This is a genomic window from Halorhabdus tiamatea SARL4B (assembly GCF_000470655.1).
GTDB classification, from domain to species: domain Archaea; phylum Halobacteriota; class Halobacteria; order Halobacteriales; family Haloarculaceae; genus Halorhabdus; species Halorhabdus tiamatea.
The window spans coordinates 1,274,557-1,292,193 of sequence record NC_021921.1 but is presented as its reverse complement, the minus strand read 5'-3'; the positions used below and the strand labels follow the sequence as shown (position 1 = coordinate 1,292,193).

At 65.6% G+C, this 17,637-nt stretch carries 21 protein-coding genes; 12 read left to right on the top strand and 9 right to left on the bottom strand.

Annotated elements, in window-relative coordinates; translation table 11 throughout:
* Nucleotides 1–27: 27 nt before the first annotated feature.
* Nucleotides 28–573 carry an NUDIX hydrolase gene (locus tag HTIA_RS06425; protein WP_008526284.1) on the top strand — a complete coding sequence of 182 codons (546 nt, stop codon included), beginning with the start codon at nucleotides 28–30 and terminating at the stop codon, nucleotides 571–573.
* A gap of 105 nt (nucleotides 574–678) precedes the next feature.
* Complete coding sequence (locus tag HTIA_RS06420; protein ID WP_008526286.1) at nucleotides 679–1,002, top strand: rhodanese-like domain-containing protein; 324 nt, start codon at nucleotides 679–681, stop codon at nucleotides 1,000–1,002.
* Between the two features lie 27 nt (nucleotides 1,003–1,029).
* Here the strand turns inward: HTIA_RS06420 and HTIA_RS06415 are convergent, their stop codons facing one another.
* The 3 genes from HTIA_RS06415 to HTIA_RS06410 form a co-directional block, all read right to left on the bottom strand.
* Nucleotides 1,030–2,556 (bottom strand): glycoside hydrolase family 43 protein, encoded by a 1,527-nt coding sequence (locus HTIA_RS06415; RefSeq protein WP_008526287.1) that lies wholly within the window; start codon nucleotides 2,554–2,556, stop codon nucleotides 1,030–1,032.
* Between the two features lie 207 nt (nucleotides 2,557–2,763).
* Entirely contained in the window at nucleotides 2,764–2,901 is a 138-nt protein-coding gene (locus HTIA_RS16800) for a hypothetical protein (protein ID WP_008526288.1), read from the bottom strand.
* 88 nt (nucleotides 2,902–2,989) lie between these two features.
* Nucleotides 2,990–4,246: an NUDIX domain-containing protein gene (locus HTIA_RS06410; RefSeq protein WP_008526289.1), complete on the bottom strand. Its 1,257-nt coding sequence runs from the start codon at nucleotides 4,244–4,246 to the stop codon at nucleotides 2,990–2,992.
* 83 nt (nucleotides 4,247–4,329) lie between these two features.
* Here HTIA_RS06410 and HTIA_RS06405 point away from each other — a divergent pair, with 83 nt between their 5' ends.
* The 3 genes from HTIA_RS06405 to HTIA_RS06395 all read left to right on the top strand — a co-directional run bounded on the left by HTIA_RS06405 (nucleotide 4,330) and on the right by HTIA_RS06395 (nucleotide 6,766).
* Nucleotides 4,330–4,836: a metallophosphoesterase family protein gene (locus tag HTIA_RS06405; protein WP_008526290.1), complete on the top strand. Its 507-nt coding sequence runs from the start codon at nucleotides 4,330–4,332 to the stop codon at nucleotides 4,834–4,836.
* An 88-nt stretch (nucleotides 4,837–4,924) separates the two neighbouring features.
* Nucleotides 4,925–5,680, top strand: a complete 756-nt coding sequence (locus tag HTIA_RS06400) for a coenzyme F420-0:L-glutamate ligase (RefSeq protein ID WP_020936163.1) — start codon at nucleotides 4,925–4,927, stop codon at nucleotides 5,678–5,680.
* Between the two features lie 105 nt (nucleotides 5,681–5,785).
* Nucleotides 5,786–6,766 (top strand): 5,10-methylenetetrahydromethanopterin reductase, encoded by a 981-nt coding sequence (locus tag HTIA_RS06395; protein ID WP_008526292.1) that lies wholly within the window; start codon nucleotides 5,786–5,788, stop codon nucleotides 6,764–6,766.
* Between the two features lie 20 nt (nucleotides 6,767–6,786).
* Here HTIA_RS06395 and HTIA_RS06390 read toward each other — a convergent pair whose 3' ends face one another.
* Complete coding sequence (locus HTIA_RS06390) at nucleotides 6,787–6,990, bottom strand: hypothetical protein (RefSeq protein WP_008526295.1); 204 nt, start codon at nucleotides 6,988–6,990, stop codon at nucleotides 6,787–6,789.
* 119 nt (nucleotides 6,991–7,109) lie between these two features.
* On the opposite strand from HTIA_RS06390, the gene HTIA_RS06385 reads away from it, so the two are divergent.
* The 3 genes from HTIA_RS06385 (at nucleotide 7,110) to HTIA_RS06375 (ending at nucleotide 7,999) form a co-directional block, all read left to right on the top strand.
* Nucleotides 7,110–7,334, top strand: coding sequence for a DUF7573 domain-containing protein (locus HTIA_RS06385; RefSeq protein ID WP_008526296.1), 225 nt, complete (start codon nucleotides 7,110–7,112; stop codon nucleotides 7,332–7,334).
* Between the two features lie 83 nt (nucleotides 7,335–7,417).
* Nucleotides 7,418–7,606 carry a hypothetical protein gene (locus HTIA_RS06380; protein WP_008526298.1) on the top strand — a complete coding sequence of 63 codons (189 nt, stop codon included), beginning with the start codon at nucleotides 7,418–7,420 and terminating at the stop codon, nucleotides 7,604–7,606.
* Nucleotides 7,607–7,690: 84 nt separating this feature from the next.
* Entirely contained in the window at nucleotides 7,691–7,999 is a 309-nt protein-coding gene (locus tag HTIA_RS06375) for a hypothetical protein (RefSeq protein ID WP_008526299.1), read from the top strand.
* A 38-nt stretch (nucleotides 8,000–8,037) separates the two neighbouring features.
* Here the strand turns inward: HTIA_RS06375 and HTIA_RS06370 are convergent, their stop codons facing one another.
* Entirely contained in the window at nucleotides 8,038–8,913 is an 876-nt protein-coding gene (locus HTIA_RS06370) for an NAD(+)/NADH kinase (protein ID WP_008526301.1), read from the bottom strand.
* A 116-nt stretch (nucleotides 8,914–9,029) separates the two neighbouring features.
* Between HTIA_RS06370 and HTIA_RS06365 the strand changes: the two genes are divergently transcribed.
* On the top strand, nucleotides 9,030–10,157 hold the full coding sequence (locus HTIA_RS06365; RefSeq protein ID WP_008526302.1) for a KaiC domain-containing protein: 1,128 nt from the start codon (nucleotides 9,030–9,032) through the stop codon (nucleotides 10,155–10,157).
* A 174-nt stretch (nucleotides 10,158–10,331) separates the two neighbouring features.
* On the opposite strand, the gene deoC is transcribed toward HTIA_RS06365, so the two are convergent.
* Nucleotides 10,332–10,973 (bottom strand): deoxyribose-phosphate aldolase, encoded by a 642-nt coding sequence (deoC, locus tag HTIA_RS06360; RefSeq protein WP_008526303.1) that lies wholly within the window; start codon nucleotides 10,971–10,973, stop codon nucleotides 10,332–10,334.
* Between the two features lie 68 nt (nucleotides 10,974–11,041).
* Complete coding sequence (locus tag HTIA_RS06355; RefSeq protein WP_008526304.1) at nucleotides 11,042–11,986, bottom strand: ribose 1,5-bisphosphate isomerase; 945 nt, start codon at nucleotides 11,984–11,986, stop codon at nucleotides 11,042–11,044.
* A 123-nt stretch (nucleotides 11,987–12,109) separates the two neighbouring features.
* Here HTIA_RS06355 and mtnP point away from each other — a divergent pair, with 123 nt between their 5' ends.
* A complete protein-coding gene (gene mtnP, locus HTIA_RS06350) occupies nucleotides 12,110–12,973 on the top strand; it encodes an S-methyl-5'-thioadenosine phosphorylase (RefSeq protein WP_008526305.1) in 864 nt (287 codons plus the stop codon).
* Between the two features lie 151 nt (nucleotides 12,974–13,124).
* Here the strand turns inward: mtnP and HTIA_RS06345 are convergent, their stop codons facing one another.
* Nucleotides 13,125–14,465 (bottom strand): IS200/IS605 family transposase, encoded by a 1,341-nt coding sequence (locus HTIA_RS06345; protein ID WP_020936160.1) that lies wholly within the window; start codon nucleotides 14,463–14,465, stop codon nucleotides 13,125–13,127.
* A 397-nt stretch (nucleotides 14,466–14,862) separates the two neighbouring features.
* Here HTIA_RS06345 and HTIA_RS06340 point away from each other — a divergent pair, with 397 nt between their 5' ends.
* Together HTIA_RS06340 and HTIA_RS06335 are read left to right on the top strand one after the other, a co-directional pair.
* Nucleotides 14,863–15,588 carry a nucleoside phosphorylase gene (locus HTIA_RS06340; protein ID WP_008528647.1) on the top strand — a complete coding sequence of 242 codons (726 nt, stop codon included), beginning with the start codon at nucleotides 14,863–14,865 and terminating at the stop codon, nucleotides 15,586–15,588.
* A 235-nt stretch (nucleotides 15,589–15,823) separates the two neighbouring features.
* Complete coding sequence (locus tag HTIA_RS06335) at nucleotides 15,824–16,018, top strand: XapX domain-containing protein (RefSeq protein WP_008528648.1); 195 nt, start codon at nucleotides 15,824–15,826, stop codon at nucleotides 16,016–16,018.
* Between the two features lie 156 nt (nucleotides 16,019–16,174).
* Here the strand turns inward: HTIA_RS06335 and HTIA_RS06330 are convergent, their stop codons facing one another.
* The gene (locus HTIA_RS06330) at nucleotides 16,175–17,629 is read right to left on the bottom strand and encodes a methyl-accepting chemotaxis protein (RefSeq protein ID WP_049816593.1); all 1,455 of its coding nucleotides are present in this window, start codon (nucleotides 17,627–17,629) and stop codon (nucleotides 16,175–16,177) included.
* Nucleotides 17,630–17,637: the final 8 nt, after the last annotated feature.

Below are 17,637 nucleotides of genomic sequence, written 5' to 3'. Positions count from 1 at the left end.
TCAAGGGCCGAGTGAAACGGACCGCCAATGACTGAAGAACACGCGGGCCACGACTGGCCGATTCTCGAATCGCGCGCCGAGTACCAGACGGGCTGGTACGAGGGGGGCTACGATCTGGTCGAGCAGCCCGACGGCACCGAAAAGAAGTACTACTGGGCCGCACTGCCACCGGCGGTCGTCGTCGTTCCGATCGTCGACGGCGAAATCGTGATGGTCGAGCAGTACCGGCCGGCGATCCGCGAGCACTGCCTCGAACTCCCGGCCGGGATCGTCGAGGACGGCGAGTCCTACACCGAGGCGGGCGCGCGGGAACTCCGCGAGGAGACTGGATTCGACCCCGCCGGCGTTTCGCTGCTCGAGGACTTCTGGGTCGCGACGGGCGCGATGCGCCACCAGCGTGGGATCGTCTTCGCCGAGGGACTCGAACCCGTCGAGACCGATCTCGACGACAACGAGTTCCTCGAAGTCACGACGGTCCCGATCGAGAACGCGCTCGACCGGGCGCGAGCCGACCCGGCCAACGACGCGACCATCGAGGGGATCCTGCTCGCCAGGGAAGACGGCCTGCTGTGATCGTCAGCGGGCGGTCTCACTTCTGTTGACCCCTTCACCGACGATAGATCGTGTGATACAGGCTCGATCGGTGCGGTTATGAGGATGGATATGTGACGGACTCCCATGGACGGCGAGTGCTCGGCGGCGGATCTCAAGTCGCTGCTGGACGGCGAGCAGGACGTACGCATCGTGGATGTTCGACCACCGGCGGCCTTCGAACGCGGTCACATCCCCGGCAGCGAGAACGTTCCGCTGGCCACGCTCACGAACGAGGTCGACCGCCTCGACGGCGCTGCTCACGTCGTCACGGTCTGTGCGCACGGCCAGGCGAGCATCCAGGCCGCTCGGCTCGTTGCTGCCTACGAAGGGATCGACGGCCCCGTCGAAAGTCTCTCGTGTGGCGTCGACGGGTGGGACGGCGACCTGAAAATGGGCGACGGTCGCTGACGTCGGGACCGTCCACCGCGGCGGCGATCACTCCGCCGGCTCGTATGCGAAGCGCCGGACCTGGGCCGGCGTTACCGTTTCTGTTCCTGCTCCAAGTGCGTACGGACCGATATAGACGCCGGTGAACCCGCCCGCGACTTCCGTCGACAGGTACCGTGTGGCCGCCGTGGCGAGTTCGGTCGGCTCGCCGTCGCCGTCGTCGTAGCGGAACGTGTATTCCTCAGTCGTCACGTCGACGACCAGCCGGTGGTCCTCGCCCGCGGCGGGGATGGACGCGACCGTCTCAGCAACCTCGCCGATCCGGAGCCGGACGCGAGCGACCGTCTCGCCACCCTCACGACCCACGCCGATCTCGTAGTGGTGGGACTCGTTCATCACGAGCGCGAGACCGGCCTCCTCACCGTCGTCGGGATCGAACCCGAGATCGATCTCGGCTCGGCAATCGAAGTGGGACTGCGGGCGGCCGACGAACGTCGACGCCGGATCGTCGAGAGTGTCGGTCTTTCCCACGAGCGACAGTCCCTCGCCCGGGAGCGAGTACGTCGCCGGGTCCGGGTTCCGGCGGAACTGCCAGCTGTCGTCGAGTTCGCCGTCGAAGGTCGTTTCGAACGGTCGGGCCGGACTCGCCAGCCCGCCGGGTGAATCGCCGGGCAGCGACTCGACGGTCATATCGGGGTCGATCGGCTCGCCGTCGTTGACGATCGGCCAGCCGTCCTCCCAGGTGACCGGGGCGAGGAACGTCTCCCGGCCGAGGTGGTGGACGCCAGGGTTGGGGCCGTACTGGCGGATCCCGAGGAACACCATCCACCACGAGCCGTCCGGGGCCTGGATCATGTCGGCGTGGCCCATCGCGCTGAGTGGGTGCATCGGCCGACCGCGATGGGAGAGCACTGGGTTGTCGGGATGGGGTTCGAACGGGCCGGTCGGGTCGTCGCTCCGGCCGACGGTGACCATGTGATCCGTGTGGGTCCCGCCCTCGGCGGTGATGAGGTAGTAGATCCCGTCGCGTTCGTAGATGTGCGGTGCTTCGGCGAACCCGCCTTCGATGCCCCGCCAGAGCTGGCGGACGTCGCCGAGTTCGCCGGTGTCGAGGTCGATCTCGGCCTGTCTGATCCGGTATTCCGGGAGCGCCTCGCCGTCGGTATACTGAAAGTACGCGGTCCCGTCCGTATCGAAGAAGAGGTCGGGGTCGATCCCCCCGGCGTCGACGTACAGCGGATCGGACCACTCGCCGGCGGGATCGTCGGCGGTCACGATGAAGTGGCCACCGTCGTCACCACCGACGTCGGTCGTGACCATGTAGAACGTGCCGTCGTGATGGCGCAAGGTTGGGGCGTAGATGCCGTCGGAAGCCTCGCGGCCGCGGAGGTCGAGTTGGCTGTCGCGGGTGAGACAGTGCCCGACCCGCTCCCAGGAGACCAGGTCCGTGCTGTGAAACAGCGGGACACCGGGGAAGTACTCGAACGACGAGACGGCGAGGTAGAAGTCCTCGCCGGCGCGCGCGATGGTCGGGTCGGGATGCATGCCCGGCAGAACGGGATTGTGATACTGCATGCCGGAGGGCACTCGGCCGTCGGTTATAATTCCTTGCGGTCTGCTGTGGCTCGGAGAGACGATCGGGTCGGCTTCGGTGTGGTGAGATGGTGGCTCGGGTAAACGTCTCATCAGAAGGGGCTCAGTGGGGGTAACTGCTCGTCATCGCCACCATTGGGCAATAGACTATCCCCCCGGAAAAACTCGTCTATCGAATTCCAACGGGAGTCACTCGTGAGCGAGTTCTTCGTAGATCTCCTCGTGCTCCTCAAGGTCCCGTTTTCCGAGGTATCGGATCAGATATCGCCTGGCTTCCTTGGGTGAGAGGTCTTTCGGAAGCTCGGAGTCATCACTTTCGGCGGCCATTCTCATTGACCAACACGTGATGCCGGGTCATAATCGTTCGGTTCGCTCTCAGGGCGGTCTGGGATAGGGTTGTTCTTGTCGCTATCTCTCAACTATTCAATCGGTCTTCCCACTCGGCGTTCGCCCGGTGCTCCGCTGCGACCGCCTCAATATCCTCCGGTTCGAGCACACCCCGGTCCGTACAGATCGCGTCGACCAACTCCGGCGGCGTCACGTCGAACAGCGGCGATCGGACGGTCAGATCCGCCGTCCCGTCGTAGATTCGTCCGGGATCGACGGATTCGATCTCACGCTCTCCATCGGCGTCCACCTTGTCGGCTGCCGCCGCGACGAGGACGGGCACGCCCTCGTGGGCGGCAGCGAGCGCCGCCGAACGCGTCCCGGCCTTGTTCAGCACTCCGCCGTCCGGCCGGATCGCGTCGGCTCCGACGATGACCGCACCCGATTCCCACTCGTGGATCGCCCACGCCAGATCGGCGTCGGCGGCGATGGTCACGTCTCGCTCCCCCGCCAACTCTTCGGCCACACCGACTCCCTCGCCGCCCGGTCGCGACTGGGCGACCAGCACCGCCTCGGGATCGGCGCGTTCGATCGCCGTCCGGACCGTTCCCGAGCGCGAGAGCGTCGCGATCCGATCCGGGAGCAACTCGGCAGCGTGTTCGGCCGCCCCGCCGTCGGCCGCGAAGGCGGCTTCGAGCCCCTCGCGAGCGATGTGCTCGACAGCCGCCGGCGACCGATCCGCTCGCGCCATCACCCGATTTACCCGGTTTGCGACGACGGGCATCGAGGGGCGGGCGTCCCGAAGATCGCGGGCGATCGCGGCCACGGCGTCCCACCCGCCACTCCCCTCTCCCCACGTCCGGACGCCCGCTTCGTCGCGGAGGATCTCTAGCGCCCGGATCGACAGCCACGCCGACCCGTGGTCGCGATCCTCGCGGACGGCCTCGACGGTCGGCCGAACCCGGTCGTATGACGCCCAGAGATCCGGGACGGTCTCCCGGCGGAGGATCGCCGTCGGATGGACCCACTCGTACTCGGCCGTCTCGTCGTTGGGTTCGACCGTCCGATCGTCCACCTCGAAGAGGAAGGGGTGGACGATCCACCGCGCCCCCCGTTCGGCATCCACGACGTCGAAGGGAGCACCGCCCCGCCGAAGGGTCACGGCGTCGGCGAGTCCAGTCTCCTCGGCGATCTCTTCTCGGGCCATTGCGTCGGGATCACCCTCGGCGTGTCCGGAGACGGCCCCCCACTGTCCTGCGTACGAGCCGACGGCGTCGCTCCGACGCAGGAGGAGAACCTCGCCGTGGTTCCGAAGGAAGCAGGTGACGACGTGTACCTCGTCCATGTCGGGACGTATGCCCCCCTACTCAATGAAGCGAGGGGGCGGCGAGCCGACAACGGAAAACCGATCGAGGTTTTTTCACCAGTATGGACGTTGCGATCATCAGCGATTCACACGTTCCCTCCCGTGAACCGGCGATCCCCGACTGGGCGCTCGAACGCGTTCGCACGGCCGACCACGTTATCCACGCCGGGGACTTCGACTCATCGGCCGCGCTCGCGGACGTCCGGGCCGCGGCGAGCCGGCTCACCGCCGTCGCCGGGAACATGGACCCGCGTGCGCTCGGCCTGCCAGACGTCGAGACCGTCTCACTCGGCGGCGTCGAGTTCGTCGTGACCCACGGTACTGGATCGCGACACAACTACGAGCAGCGAGTCGCCGGGATCGTCGCAGAGGAGGGGAGCGAGGGGCCGACCGTCGGCGTCGCGGGTCACACCCACGAGTGCCTGGATACGACGGTCGACGGCGTTCGGCTGCTCAATCCCGGCAGCGTTACGGGCGCGTCGCCGGCCAGCGAGGCCACGATGCTGACGGCGACGGCCAGCGACGGCGACCTCTCGGTGACTGTCCACCGCGAGTCCGAAATCGCGTAGGGTCTCTCCGCGGCTCGCTTCGACTTTCGACGCCGGACGAACGCGACGCTACCGGGCGACTTTTGGCGGCTCCGGGCCGACTCGGGGTATGGAGGTCTTCGCGGTCCCCGATATCCCGGAGATCGAACCGGGTGACGACCTGGCGACACTGATCGACGAGCGCGTCGACCTGCGTGAGGGTGACGTCCTCACGGTCGCCAGCACGGTCGTCTCGAAGGCCGAAGGGAGGGGGGCGGATCTGTCGGACTTCGAGGCCGGCGAGCACGCCCGCGACATCGCGGATCAGATCGGTGAAATCGCCGGCGAGCGCAAGGATCCGCGCTTCGCCCAGGCGGTCATCGAGGAGAGCGAGGAACTCGTCATGGCGGCCCCGTTCATCCTGGCGGTGACCCGTTTCGGGCATATCACCGTCAATGCCGGAATCGACCGCTCGAACGTCCCCGGCGCGGACCTGCTCCTGTTGCCCGAGGACCCCTCGGCGAGCGCGCGCCGCCTGTCCGACGCGCTCGGGGTTCCCGTCGTCGTGACCGATACCTCGGGTCGGCCCTTTCGGCAGGGCCAGCGCGGCGTCGCGATCGGGTGGGCCGGCCTCCCGGCGATGCGGGACTGGCGGGGCGAACACGACCGCGAGGGCCGCGAACTCACGGCGACCGTCGAGGCCGTCGTCGACGAACTCGCGGCGGCGACCAACCTCGTCACGGGCGAGGGCGACGACGGCCGGCCCGTGGCGGTCGTGCGCGACTGGGAGTTCGGCGACCACGACGGCCACGACCACCTGTTCCGGGATCGGGACGGCGATCTCGTCCGGCAGGCACTCGCCGACTTCGAGTATCACTCCGAGTGATCGAACGATGCCGAACGAAACGACCCCGAGTGATCGAACGATGAACTCCGGAAACAGGCCGACAGCGGCGGTCCGAATCCCGCGACTGACACAGCACACACCACCATGAAAGCCATCGAACTCACGCCCGAGCAGCCGGTCGAAACGGTACGGCGACTGGCCGAGCGCGCCGAACGCGCCGGCTTCGACACCATCTTCGCGAGCAATCACTACAACAACCGCGATCCGTTCCAGACGCTGTCGTCGATCGCGGCCGGGACGGAGACGGCCCGACTCGGCCCGGGTGTCGTCAACCCCTACGAGACCCATCCCGTTAGACTCGCCTCGCGGATGGCCACACTCGACGAGTCCAGCGACGGCCGGGGCGTCTTCGGGATCGGGGCCGGCGACGCCTCGACGCTCGCCAACCTCGGCGTCGAGCGCGACTCGCCCCTGCGCCGGGTCCTGGAGACGTTCAAAGTCGCCCAGCGGCTCTGGGCCGGCGAGACCGTCGATCACGACGGCCAGTTCGTCGCCCGGGACGCGAGCCTGAACTACGAGGTGGGGGAGATCCCCGTCTACGTCGGCGCACAGGGCCCTCACATGCTGCGGATGAGCGGGAAACACGCAGACGGCGTGCTCGTCAACGCCGCCCACCCGGCGGACCTCTCGTGGTCGGCCGACCGGATCGCGGAGGGACGGGCCGAGCGACCCGACGACCGTGGTGACTTCGACATCGCCGCCTACGCGAGCGTCAGCGTCGCCGAGGACGAAGATCGCGCCAGAGAGGCCGCCCGACCGCCGGTGGCGTTCATCGTCGGGAGCACCGCGCCGCCGGTCCTCGACCGACACGACCTGGATCACGACCGCGCGGGGCGGATCGGCGACGCCATCGAGCGTGGAGACTTCGAGACGGCCTTCGAGGCGGTCACGCCGGCGATGATCGACGCCTTCGCGATCGCCGGGTCGAAAGCGACAGTCGCCGATCGGATCGAGGCGGCAATGGCGTACGTCGACAGCTTCGTCGTCGCGTCGCCGCTCGGGCCGGACCTGGAGACGGCGATCGATCTGGCGGCCGAGGCGCTCGAAACGGCGACGGCGGAGTAAGGACAGCGTTGCTCTCGGCGCTACGACGGCGTGACGAAATCGACGACTGCGCCGAGGGTCAGGTACGCGCCGGTCCCGAGCGTGAGCGTCATCACGAGTGCGCCGATTCCGACCAGGACGGCGCTGATCGGATCGTGTGTCACGACGTCGGCGAATCGAAACGGCATCTCGCCGATGCTACCGAGGAGTCGCTCCAGAAACGAGACGATGGACAGTGTGATCATGGGAGCAGTTCGCAGGCCCGCTACTTGGATGCTTGGGCGGCGGCGATCTCTCGGGTTGCGTTCGTCCGGCACAACCTGGCCGGCGTCAGGGCTAAAGGTGTCGACGGACTCGCTCCGGTATGGGCGACGACGCGTCCCTCGAGGAGTTTCTCGGCGACAAGGACGGGGAGCCAGCGACCGAGACCGAACCTGCCGGCGAATCGGCCGAGGAGTCCGTCGAACCGGCGACGACGACCTACGAGTTCGTTCCAGACGGAGCCGAGTGTGCGTCTTGCGGTCGCACGGTCGATCGCCGGTGGCAACAGGACGGCAGTCTCGTGTGTGAGGAGTGTACGGACTGGTGAACCGCCGTGCCGGCCGACGCTTCGTGTCGACTGCCGGGACCGTGAGATTCAGGCGGGTGGCGGACCGAGGTGTCCCTGATCGAATGGACCGGAGACTCCTCTTCATGGCGATTCTGGTCGGCGGCGTCGTCGGCTTCGGGCTGGCCGATTACGCGCTGACGAGCGCGGGCTACGGCACGGCCGGGATGGTCGTCTGGGGCGGCGGGTATCTCGCGACGATGTTCGTCGTGTGGTACGGCTGGGTCCGCCACCTCGATATGACCGGGATCTAGGCCGGCAGGCCCCACGCGACGCGGAGGCGGCCAAAACGAGTGGTAGCGGAACGTTCAAGCCCGCGTCGGGGCGAGTGTTCGGCAATGACCGGGACACTGGTGCCGATCCAACTCGTCGACACGATCCTCCTCAACTACAACGTGGGGGACGTCCTGCTGTTGGTGCTCGGCCTCTCGATTCTAGCTGCGCTGGCGCTGCGATCGCGAAAGGTACTCGCCTCGCAGGCGATCGCCTTCGGCCTCATTCTGATGGTGACGCCGGGCGGTGCGCTGCAGCCTGGCGACGGGAGTCTGCTCGGGTCGGTCATGCAGTACAAGTTTTTCGGGCTGGTCCTGTTGCTGGCCGGGCCCGTGCTGTATACGACGGCAAAACGGTCGGCGACGCCAGCTTGAACGGCGGCCGGTATTTCTCCTGACGCTTTCGACAGTTCTCACTCGAGCTTGCCGAGTGCGGTGAAGAACTCCAGAGGTGGGCCGGCGACGTGGACCGGCTGGTCGGCCTGCTCGACGGTGATCTGGGTCGGCGGTTCGATTTCGTGAGTGGTCCGGCCGTCGCTGACGACCGAGGCCGACTCGGCGTCCTCGACGCGGACGGTGATCGTGGTGCCCTCGTCGACCACCAGCGGCGGCATCGGGCGCTCGGCGGCCATCTCCGTGACGACGAACACCGGGACGTCAGGGTGGACGAGCGGGCCGTCCTCGCTGAGGTTGTAGGCCGTGCTGCCCGTCGGCGTCGCGAGTAAGACGCCGTCGGCGTGGCCGCTGGTGTACAGCGCGTCGTCGACCCGGACCGTCGTGCCGACGCCGTTGCCGTGCCCGCGCTGGGGCCCCTGGATCACGACTTCGTTCAGCGCGGGCGGGAGTTCCCATCCGTCGCCGCTCGCCTGGAGGCGCGGGAGGTCTCGCGTCTCCGTCTCGCCGTTTTCGCGGATGTCGGCGACGACATCGCGGATCACGTCGATCGCGTCGTTCGGCGAGACGGCGTTCAGGAAGCCGACCTCGCCGAGGTTGACGCCCATGATCGGGGTGCCGTTGGCCCCGCGTGCGGCATAGAGGAACGTGCCGTCGCCGCCGATCGAGACGATCAGATCCGTCTCGTCGATCTCCTCGATCGAGACGCTCGCCGGGGCGTCGATCTCGGGCGTCGCGACACCGCCGTAGGTGTCGTGGCGGTCGTCGTCGAGCGCCGCGGCCGTCACCTCGTCGACGACGATCGAGACGTCTTCGTCCGCGAGGTCCATCCGGATGGCCTCGACGAGCGAGCGGGCACGCGGGTTGTCCTTCTGTCCGACGAGTCCGAGTTCCATACCCCGGCGTTGCTCGCCGGCCCTGATAAAATCGTCTCATTTCCGACGGACAGAGTTATTGAGGTGTGTACCTAACTCCGGGACATGACTGGCGGGACCAGTCCGGGAGCCAGCGCATGAGCGAGGACGCCGAGGACGACTGGTTCGAGCGGGCGCTCTCCGAGGACGACGCGAGCGAGGACGCTCCGGCGGAGACGACAGACGCCTCCGCCGAGAATTCCGACGACGACTGGTTCGAGGGAGACGATCTCCAGTCTCCGGACGACGGTTCCGACGGGACCGACGAGTTCGAGGCGGAGCCGAGTGAGACGGGAATCGAGGCGAGCGACGCCCCACCAGGGGGCCAGAGTAGCGAGGCGGACGCGTCGGCCGAGAACAGGGCAGACACGAGTGCCGCCGGGGCGTCCGACGCGGCTACAGCAGACAGTGGGGGGTCGTTGTTCGACGAGGACTTCGGGAGTGCACTGCAGTCGGCCGGCGAACCCGGTGGTGGCGGTGACGCGGCTGTCCCGTCTGAAGGTGATTTCGACGAAGAGCCCTTCGAGTCGGTGATCCCTCGTATCGACCTCGGGATCGAGGGGCTCGATCAGATGATCCAGGGCGGGATCCCGAGCCGTCACCTGATGGTCGTCATCGGGTCGCCGGGGACCGGCAAAACCACGTTCGGGCTCCAGTTTCTCCATCACGGCCTCGAGCAGGGCGAGAACGTCGTCTTCATCACGCTCGAACAGAGCCGTGAGAGCATCCTCGACACCGCCGACGAACGTGGCTGGGAGTTCGATCGCTACGAACGCGAGGACCGACTCGCGATCGTCGACCTCGACCCGGTCGAGATGGCCAACAGCCTGGAGAACATCCGGGGAGAGTTCCCCGAGCTCATTCGGGAGTTCGGTGCCGACCGACTCGTGCTCGACTCCGTCTCGCTGCTCGAGATGATGTACGACGATCAGGCCCGCCGCCGGACGGAGGTCTTCGACTTCACGCGCTCGCTGAAGGGGGCCGGCGTCACCACGATGTTCACCAGCGAGGCCAACGAGGACAACCCCTACGCCTCGAGACACGGCATCATCGAGTACCTGACCGACGCCGTCTTCGTTCTCCAGTACGTCCGCGGCGACACTCAGGAGACCCGCCTCGCTGTCGAGATCCAGAAGATCCGCAACGCCAACCACTCACGCGCCACGAAACCCTACGCGATCACGCTCGACGGCATCGACGTCTATCAGCAGGCCAGTATATTCTAACCCACTTTTTACTCCTCGGGTTCGATCGCTCTACCCGTCGCGATCGAACCGCTCGTCGCAAAAACTTGGGGAAAAACTACCTGCGCACTCGCGATGCTCGTGCGCAGTGAACGTCTCGCTTTGCTCGACGATGCTAGCGTGGCCGACTAGTTATCGTCCTGTGGAGGGGGAGTGTTAGTGCTCGTTCTGTTCGAGGTACTCCTCGGCGATCACGTCGCCACTCGAGGCACCGATGCGCTCCGCGCCGGCGTCGAACATCGCTTCGGCGTCCGCCCAGGAGCCGACGCCGCCGCTGGCTTTCACGGGGGCGTACTCGCTCATGAGTTCGACGTCGGGGACCGTGGCACCGCCGCCGCCAAAGCCCGTTGCCGTCTTCACGAAGTCAGCGCCCGCGTCGGCGACCAGCTGACTGGCGCGGTGCTTCTCCTCGTCGGTCAAAAGCGGCGTCTCGATGATGACCTTCACCGGCTTCACCGTGGCTGCGACCACGCGTTCGATGTCCTCGCGGACGGCCTCGTCCTCGCCCGCCTTGAGGAGTCCGACGTTCATCACCATGTCGAGTTCGTCCGCGCCGGCGTCGACGGCGTCCTCGGCCTCCGCGACCTTGGCCGCCGTGGTGTGATTGCCGTGCGGGAACCCGATTACAGTCGACACCTCGACGTCGGGGGCATACTCGCCCGCCAATTCGAGATAGCACGGCGGGATGCACGCGCGCAGGCCGTATTCGCTGGCGTCGTCGAGGACAGCCTCGACGTCTGCCGGTGTCGTTTCGGGGCCGAGTACCGTGTGTTCGATCCGCTGGAGGACGTCGTCCATAGGCGTATATTAAATAGTGCATCGCATATAAAAGGCCCGCCACGCAGTCGCTCCGGAGCCGCCTGGCGTCACTCCTCGAGCCAGGGGTCTCTGGCCGACCCGCCGTAGAGTTCTCTCATTAGCGTGACGACGCTCTCGGGTGGATACTGGCCGCGTTCGGTGACGATGGCGTCGACGTACCGGGCGGGCGTCACGTCGAAGGCCGGGTTCTCGACGCTGACCTCGCCGATCTGCTTGCGCGTGGCGTCGTCCAGAACCTCGCGTTCGGGGCGATTTTCGATACCGGCGCTGTGACCCGTCAGCGAGTCCGGATGGAGACGCACCGTCTGGGCGGCGACGGTGACCGGGACGCCGCGTTCGCGGGCGATGACCGCCAGATCGCTGGTCCCGATCCGGTTGACGACCGACCCGTCGGCGGCGATGCTGTCCGCTCCGACGACGACCTGGTCGGTCTCGTCGAGGTACCGCCGTGCCGCGCTGTCGACGATCAGGGTCGTCGGGACGCCCCACTCCTGGAGTTGCTGGGCGGCGATGTGACCCTGTTTCCGGGGGCGTGTCTCCTTGACGATCGCGTCGATCTCCTTGCCGGCTTCGAGGGCGTGCTCGATCGTCGCCAGCGCGTCCGCCGAGTGGGAGTGAACCATGACTGTATCGCCGTCCTGCAACCGACGGGCCCCGATCTGGCCGAGCGTCTCGCGCGCCCGGTCGATGTTCTCCTGGAATCGCCGGGCAGCGCTCGTCACTGACTCCTGGAGAGTCGCGACTGTCTCACCGTCCATGCGTTTGAAGAGATATCTGAGCGCGTTCGAGAGGCTGTCGTCGTCCGGCCGGGCCTCGTGAAGCGTTCGGGCGGCCACCCGGATGGTCTCGCGGAATTCGGCCGGCGTTTCGGCCTCGGCGTCGTCCGCCGCGACCTCGATCGCCTGAGCCGTCTCGCGGGCGATGGTCGCGGTCCCACGGATGTCCCGGTTCTCGATCTGTTCCGAGACTGTGCGGACTCGCTGATGGGTCATTGGCCGAACGTAGTCCCGCACCCGTTAAGAATCCGCTGGGTTTCGGGCGGGAGGGCTCTGCCTGGCCGGTCGTCCGGGGAGTCGACCACCACGTCTTTAGGACTGGTGGCGGTATACAGGGCCATGCCGATCGGCTTCATCGGAGGCAGCGGTATCTACGACGCGCTCCCGCTCGAAGAGACGCGTACGATCGACGTCGAGACGCCCTACGGCGACCCGAGCGCCCCGATCACGATCGGGACGCTCGCCGGTACCGACCGCGAGATTGCGTTCGTCCCACGTCACGGCGAGAACCACGAATACTCGCCGACCGAGGTTCCCTACCGCGCGAACATCTACGCGCTGAAGGACCTCGGTGTCTCTCACGTCATCGCGACGAACGCCGTCGGGAGTCTCGACGCCGACATCCCGCCACAGACGATCGTCGTGCCAGACCAGCTGTTTGACCGGACGCGCCACCGTGGGTTCACTTTCTTTGGCGACGGCATCGTCGTCCACCAGGGCTTCGCCGAGCCGTTCTGTCCCGATCTCGCGAGCCACCTCGCCGACGCCGTCGACGAAGCCACCGAGACGACCGCCCGGCGCGGCGGGACGTACGTCTGCATCGAAGGACCGCAGTACTCGACGCGCGCAGAGAGCGAGTTCTTCCGGGACCAGGGCTGGGACGTCGTCGGGATGACAGCCATTCCGGAGGCGAAACTCGCCCGCGAGGCCGAACTCAGCTACGCGACGATCGCCGGCGTCACTGACTGGGACGTCTGGAAGGACGACGCCGAGGTTTCACTCGAGGGAGTGCTCGAGAACGCGGCCGCAAACGAGGCCGTCATCAAGGAGGCTGTCCAGCACGCCGTCGAGACGCTGCCGGACGAGCACACCTGCGAGTGTCACACTGCTCTCGAGGGGACGATCAACACCGACGCCGACGCCATCCCCGAAGAGACGTTCCGACGGGTCGAGCCCCTCGTCTCGGCGTACGTCGACCGCTGATCGCGGTCCGATCTCTCCACGGTAATTCGGCCGCTTTCGTGGGAGGACATGACATCCTCCCCGTCGTGAACAGAGAGGGATCAAAGATCCCTCAGGCAGTCGGGCCTTGCCCGACGACGACGGGGTTTCCTCCGTGAGAGTCTCAGCCGGTCTACGACTCGCCGGAAGCAACATTCCCGCCCGGGTGGACGGTACTCGGGTCTGTGCGCTGTTCTTTGGGACGGTGAGAGCGTGGTGACTCCGACCAGTTGTGGTCGTCCCACTCGAACCGCACGGGCCGTGCCATCGGCCTGACTTCTTTCGTGGTGTGCCGCTTGAGGAACGTTTCTGAAGCCGTAAGGTCGGCGTGCCCCTCGAACCCACACTGACAGGTGAGCGTGTCCTGATGCCGTGTCGTTCGGTCTGTGCCGCCACACTGTGGGCACTCTTGGCTGGTCCACGCTTCCGACCGAACTTCCACCGAGATGCCGTATTCTTCAGCGGTACACGCCAGTCGCTCGGTGAATTGCTTGAACGCCCAAAAGTTGTGGGTCTTCGCGTTCACCTTGACCGACCAGTGCGTTTCGAGTACGTCAGTCAAGCCACCGACATACACCGTGTCCACGCCCTCGGCGTACAGTCGTTCGAGCAGATCACGACACAGTGCTTCTTGGGCGTGGTCGCGGCGACGGGTTCGCTTTCGGTACAGCCGCCGGATACGCTTGCTAGTGTACCTGTTTTCTTTGAGCTTGGACTGTAACCGGGCGATTTCTCGTGTCGTCTCACGGAATCGCTGGAACAACTCACGGCCTTCGTACAGGTATTGCTCGCCAGTCGTGGTGGTACAGGCGACGAGATTGTTTGCACCAATGTCCAGAGCGGCCTTTTCGTCGGCCAGTGGAGTGTCCCGTGTATCGGCAGAAACCGTCACGGGTTGCGAAGCTCTGAAAGTGCTATCAGTCTCGTCGTACCACAGTTCTAGTCGGCCTTGGTCTTCGTAGTCAGGCCAGTTCGGGTCGCCAACGATTTCCAACCGGAGACGGCTTTTCGGGCTGTTGTGCCTGTCACGGAGTTCTTTGCCGACAACCATCTCAAGCCGAGAGCGGTCGCCCCATTCGACGGTGTAGGCATCCTTTCGGACGACGCCTTTGAGGACACGTCCGTCGTCTTCATTGCCACGGAAGCCCGGCGGTTCCGGGTGTTCCGTGACCGACGTGTTCGACTCGTCGTGGTACTTGTTCTTCGTGTTGAAGAACCCGCGCCACGCTTCGGTGTTTGCTCGCCGGACAGTTTGAGCGGTGGACGCGCCGAGAACGCCTTTGTATTTGCCTTCGAGAGCGCCGGTATCGGCGTCCCATACGTCGCCCTCGAAGCCGTCCTCGTCGTTGTAGCGCATGAGGCGCTGGTAATTAATCTCGTTCCAGAGAGCGGCGGAAGCGTCCAACAGGTCGCGTAGCACCCGCTCATCGTCGTCAGTGAGCGGTCGCACGGCGAACGTGTTGGTGCGCTTCACGACGACAGATTGTTAGGTCGTCGTGCATAAAAGACTGTTGGACTATGCGACCAAACGTAGAAATAACTCACACGTTACAGGGACGTATCAAAGACTTCGCGGAAGAACGTGACCTGTCGCTATCAGAAGCCTATACAGAGTTGTTAGAAGCCGGACTCGACACGTTAGAGACTCAAGACCAGCAGTAACACGGCGGCTCTCACCAGAACTTACGCGATTCACTCCCGCCCTGTCGTCCGAGAGACTTCGTCTCTCGTGATCACGAAAATCTCTGATTTTCGAACGACTCAGTCCTCGGTTCCGACTGAGCGTCGGAACGCTCGTCCTTCGCGGGAAGGGCGGGATTCTCTCGCTGAATCAAGATAGTATTTTAACGTTCCCTCCGATAGGGTATGCCATGCTGAAACAGTCCCACCTCCAGATCGAGATGGACCAACTGGCCGACATCGCCTTGCTCCCGGGAGACCCCGACCGCGTCGACCGGATCGCCACCTACTGCACCGACGTCGAACAGGTCGCCCAGAACCGCGAGTACAACGTCCTCAACGCGACCTACGAGGGGACGGACCTCACGATCGCCTCGACCGGGATCGGCGCGCCCTCGGCCGCCATCGCGATCGAGGAACTCGCAAACGTCGGCGTCGAGACGATCATCCGGGTCGGCTCGACGGGCGGTCTTCAGGACGGCATCGAGATCGGGGACATGGTGGTCGCGACCGCCGCCGCGAAAAACGAGGGGACGAGCGACCGCTACGAGTCGACCGAATACCCCGCTGTCGCCGATTACGACGTCCTCACGTCTCTGGTCGAGACGGCCGAGGAAAACGACGAGGACGTCCACGTCGGCCCGATCGCCACCGACGACGCCTTCTACAACGAGACCGAGGAGATCGTCGCCGACTGGGAGGACGCTGGGATCCTCGCCGTCGAGATGGAGGCCTCGGCGCTGTTCACGCTCGCTCGCCGCCGTGGGATCCGCGCCGGTGCGATCTGTACTGTCGACGGCAACCTCGTCGAAGGAACCCAGAAGGGCGCGACCGACAAGCGCGAACTCCCCGACAAAGCCAAGAACAACATCGGCCGGGCGATCGAGATCGCCCTCGACGCGGCGACGCAGCTTTGAACGCCGCCGTTCTTTTATATACTGAATATCCTTATAATGGATCGCAGTATTTATCAGTGAAATCCGACTAAAACCACCTGTCTATGAGCACATTGCCACGCGACAGTCGCCGGGGGCGTGTCGGCTCGCCAGGTGACGCCTGGTCGGGCGAGCCCCGGATCGGTTCGTCAGCAGAGCCCGTCCCGCTGGACCGCCAGCGTTCGAATCAGACGCGGCCCGCGCCCGGGGTGGCACTATGAACGTCACGCTGGTCGCGCTCGCGACGCTGACCGGCCTGCTGACCGGGATCGTCTTCGGGTTCTTCGACGTGCCGATCCCGGCTCCGCCGAGTCTGGCCGGCGTGATGGGGATCGTCGGCATCTTCCTGGGGTACCGGCTGATGAGTTCCCTCCCGTACGGGATCGACCTGCTCGACGCGCTCGGCCTGTAATCGTCATGGACTGGTCGGTCGGGCCGTGCGTTCTCACCTTCGAGTGACCGTTCGTCGGGCGCTTTCTCCGCTTGCGTTCTCGCTGCCGTCCGATAGGGGTGCTATTACTATAGAAGACTCCGCAGTTGTTCGGTTGATGGTCCTGAGAGACGACGCTCAGTCTTGCTCGCCGTCGAGTTCCGCGACGAGTTCTGCGAGTCGTTCGATCGACTCCCGCTGGGCGTCGGTGCGTTCGTTGATCGACTGGCTCGCCTCGCTGGCCTCTCGTGCGCGATCGCGCACGCCCTCAAGAGTCGTCGTCACTTCCTCGATGGCGGCCGCCTGGTCGTCGTTCGCGTCGGCGATCTCGGCGATGCCCGTGGAGACCTCCTCGATCTCGGTTTCAATCTCGGTGAAGGCGTCCTGGACTGCCTCGACCTCCTTGGCGGTCGCGTCGATCTCCGCCGTGGCGCGTTCGATGGCCGCGGCGGTTCGGTCCGTCTGGGCCTCTACGGTCTCGACCTGATCGGCGATGTCTTCGGCGTGTTCGCCCGTCTCTTCGGCCAGGGCCTTGACCTCCTCGGCGACGACCTCGAACCCTTCCCCAGCCTCGCCGGCGCGAGCAGCCTCGATCGAGGCGTTCAACGCGAGCATGTTCGTCTGGTCGGCGACGTCCTGGATTACCTCGACGATCGTCTCGATTTCGGCCGTCCGGTCTTCCAGTGCCTCGACCGTCTCGACGAGTTCGTCGCCGGTGTTTGCGAGTTCCGACGCGCTCTCCCGGGCGCGGTTCCCGGACTCGATCCCGTCTTCCGCGGTCTCCTGGCTCCGGTCGGCGGCGGTCGCGATCTGGTCGGAGTTGGCGGCGACCTCTTCCATCCGGGCGCTGAAGTTCTCGAGTTCGGTCACTGCCTCCTCGAGTTCGCGGGCCTGATCGTCGACGAGGTCGGTGATGTGGTCTGCCTCAGTGGCGGTCTCGGTCGCTGACTCGGTTAGATCCGCGGCCTGCGTTTCGACTCGCTCGACAATGTCTTCGAGCCGTCTCGCGGTCTCGTTGACCTGCTCGAGAATGTCCAGTAGGTGCTCCGGGACGTGACCGGTCTCCTCGAAGCTCGCTCGCGCACCGAGAGAGCCGTTGCTCAACGCCGCCATCGTCTCGATGACTTCCTCGACGAGCGCCTCGGTTGTTTCCTGTCTGCGCTGGCGATCGGTCTCGTCCCGACAGAGCTGGATGACCGCCGAGAGCTCCTCGTCCTCGAAGATCGGCATCGCATTGAACCGGATGTACCGTTCTTCACCCGCGTCGTTTTCCAACCAGTGGACGGATTCATAGACCGGAGCGTCAGTATACTCCGAGTCAACTCGCTCGGTTCGCTCCTGCTTGTCTGCTTCAAAGGGGTCCTCGATCACCCGATTTGCGAGTACTTTGATCTGGTTTCCGTCTTCGTCTCGGCCGAAGTACTCGTCGGTCCCCAGCATTTCCTCCCGGGACAAGCCCAGCAGCGGCTCCAGTCCGTCGCTCCAATGGATCACCGTGTGGTCGCTATCGAGTATATACGCCGGAATCGGCATGGCATTTAGTACTGTCCGGATCTCGAGTCCGCTTGTCGCGCCGGTAGCGTCGTCTTCCATGGGCGAGC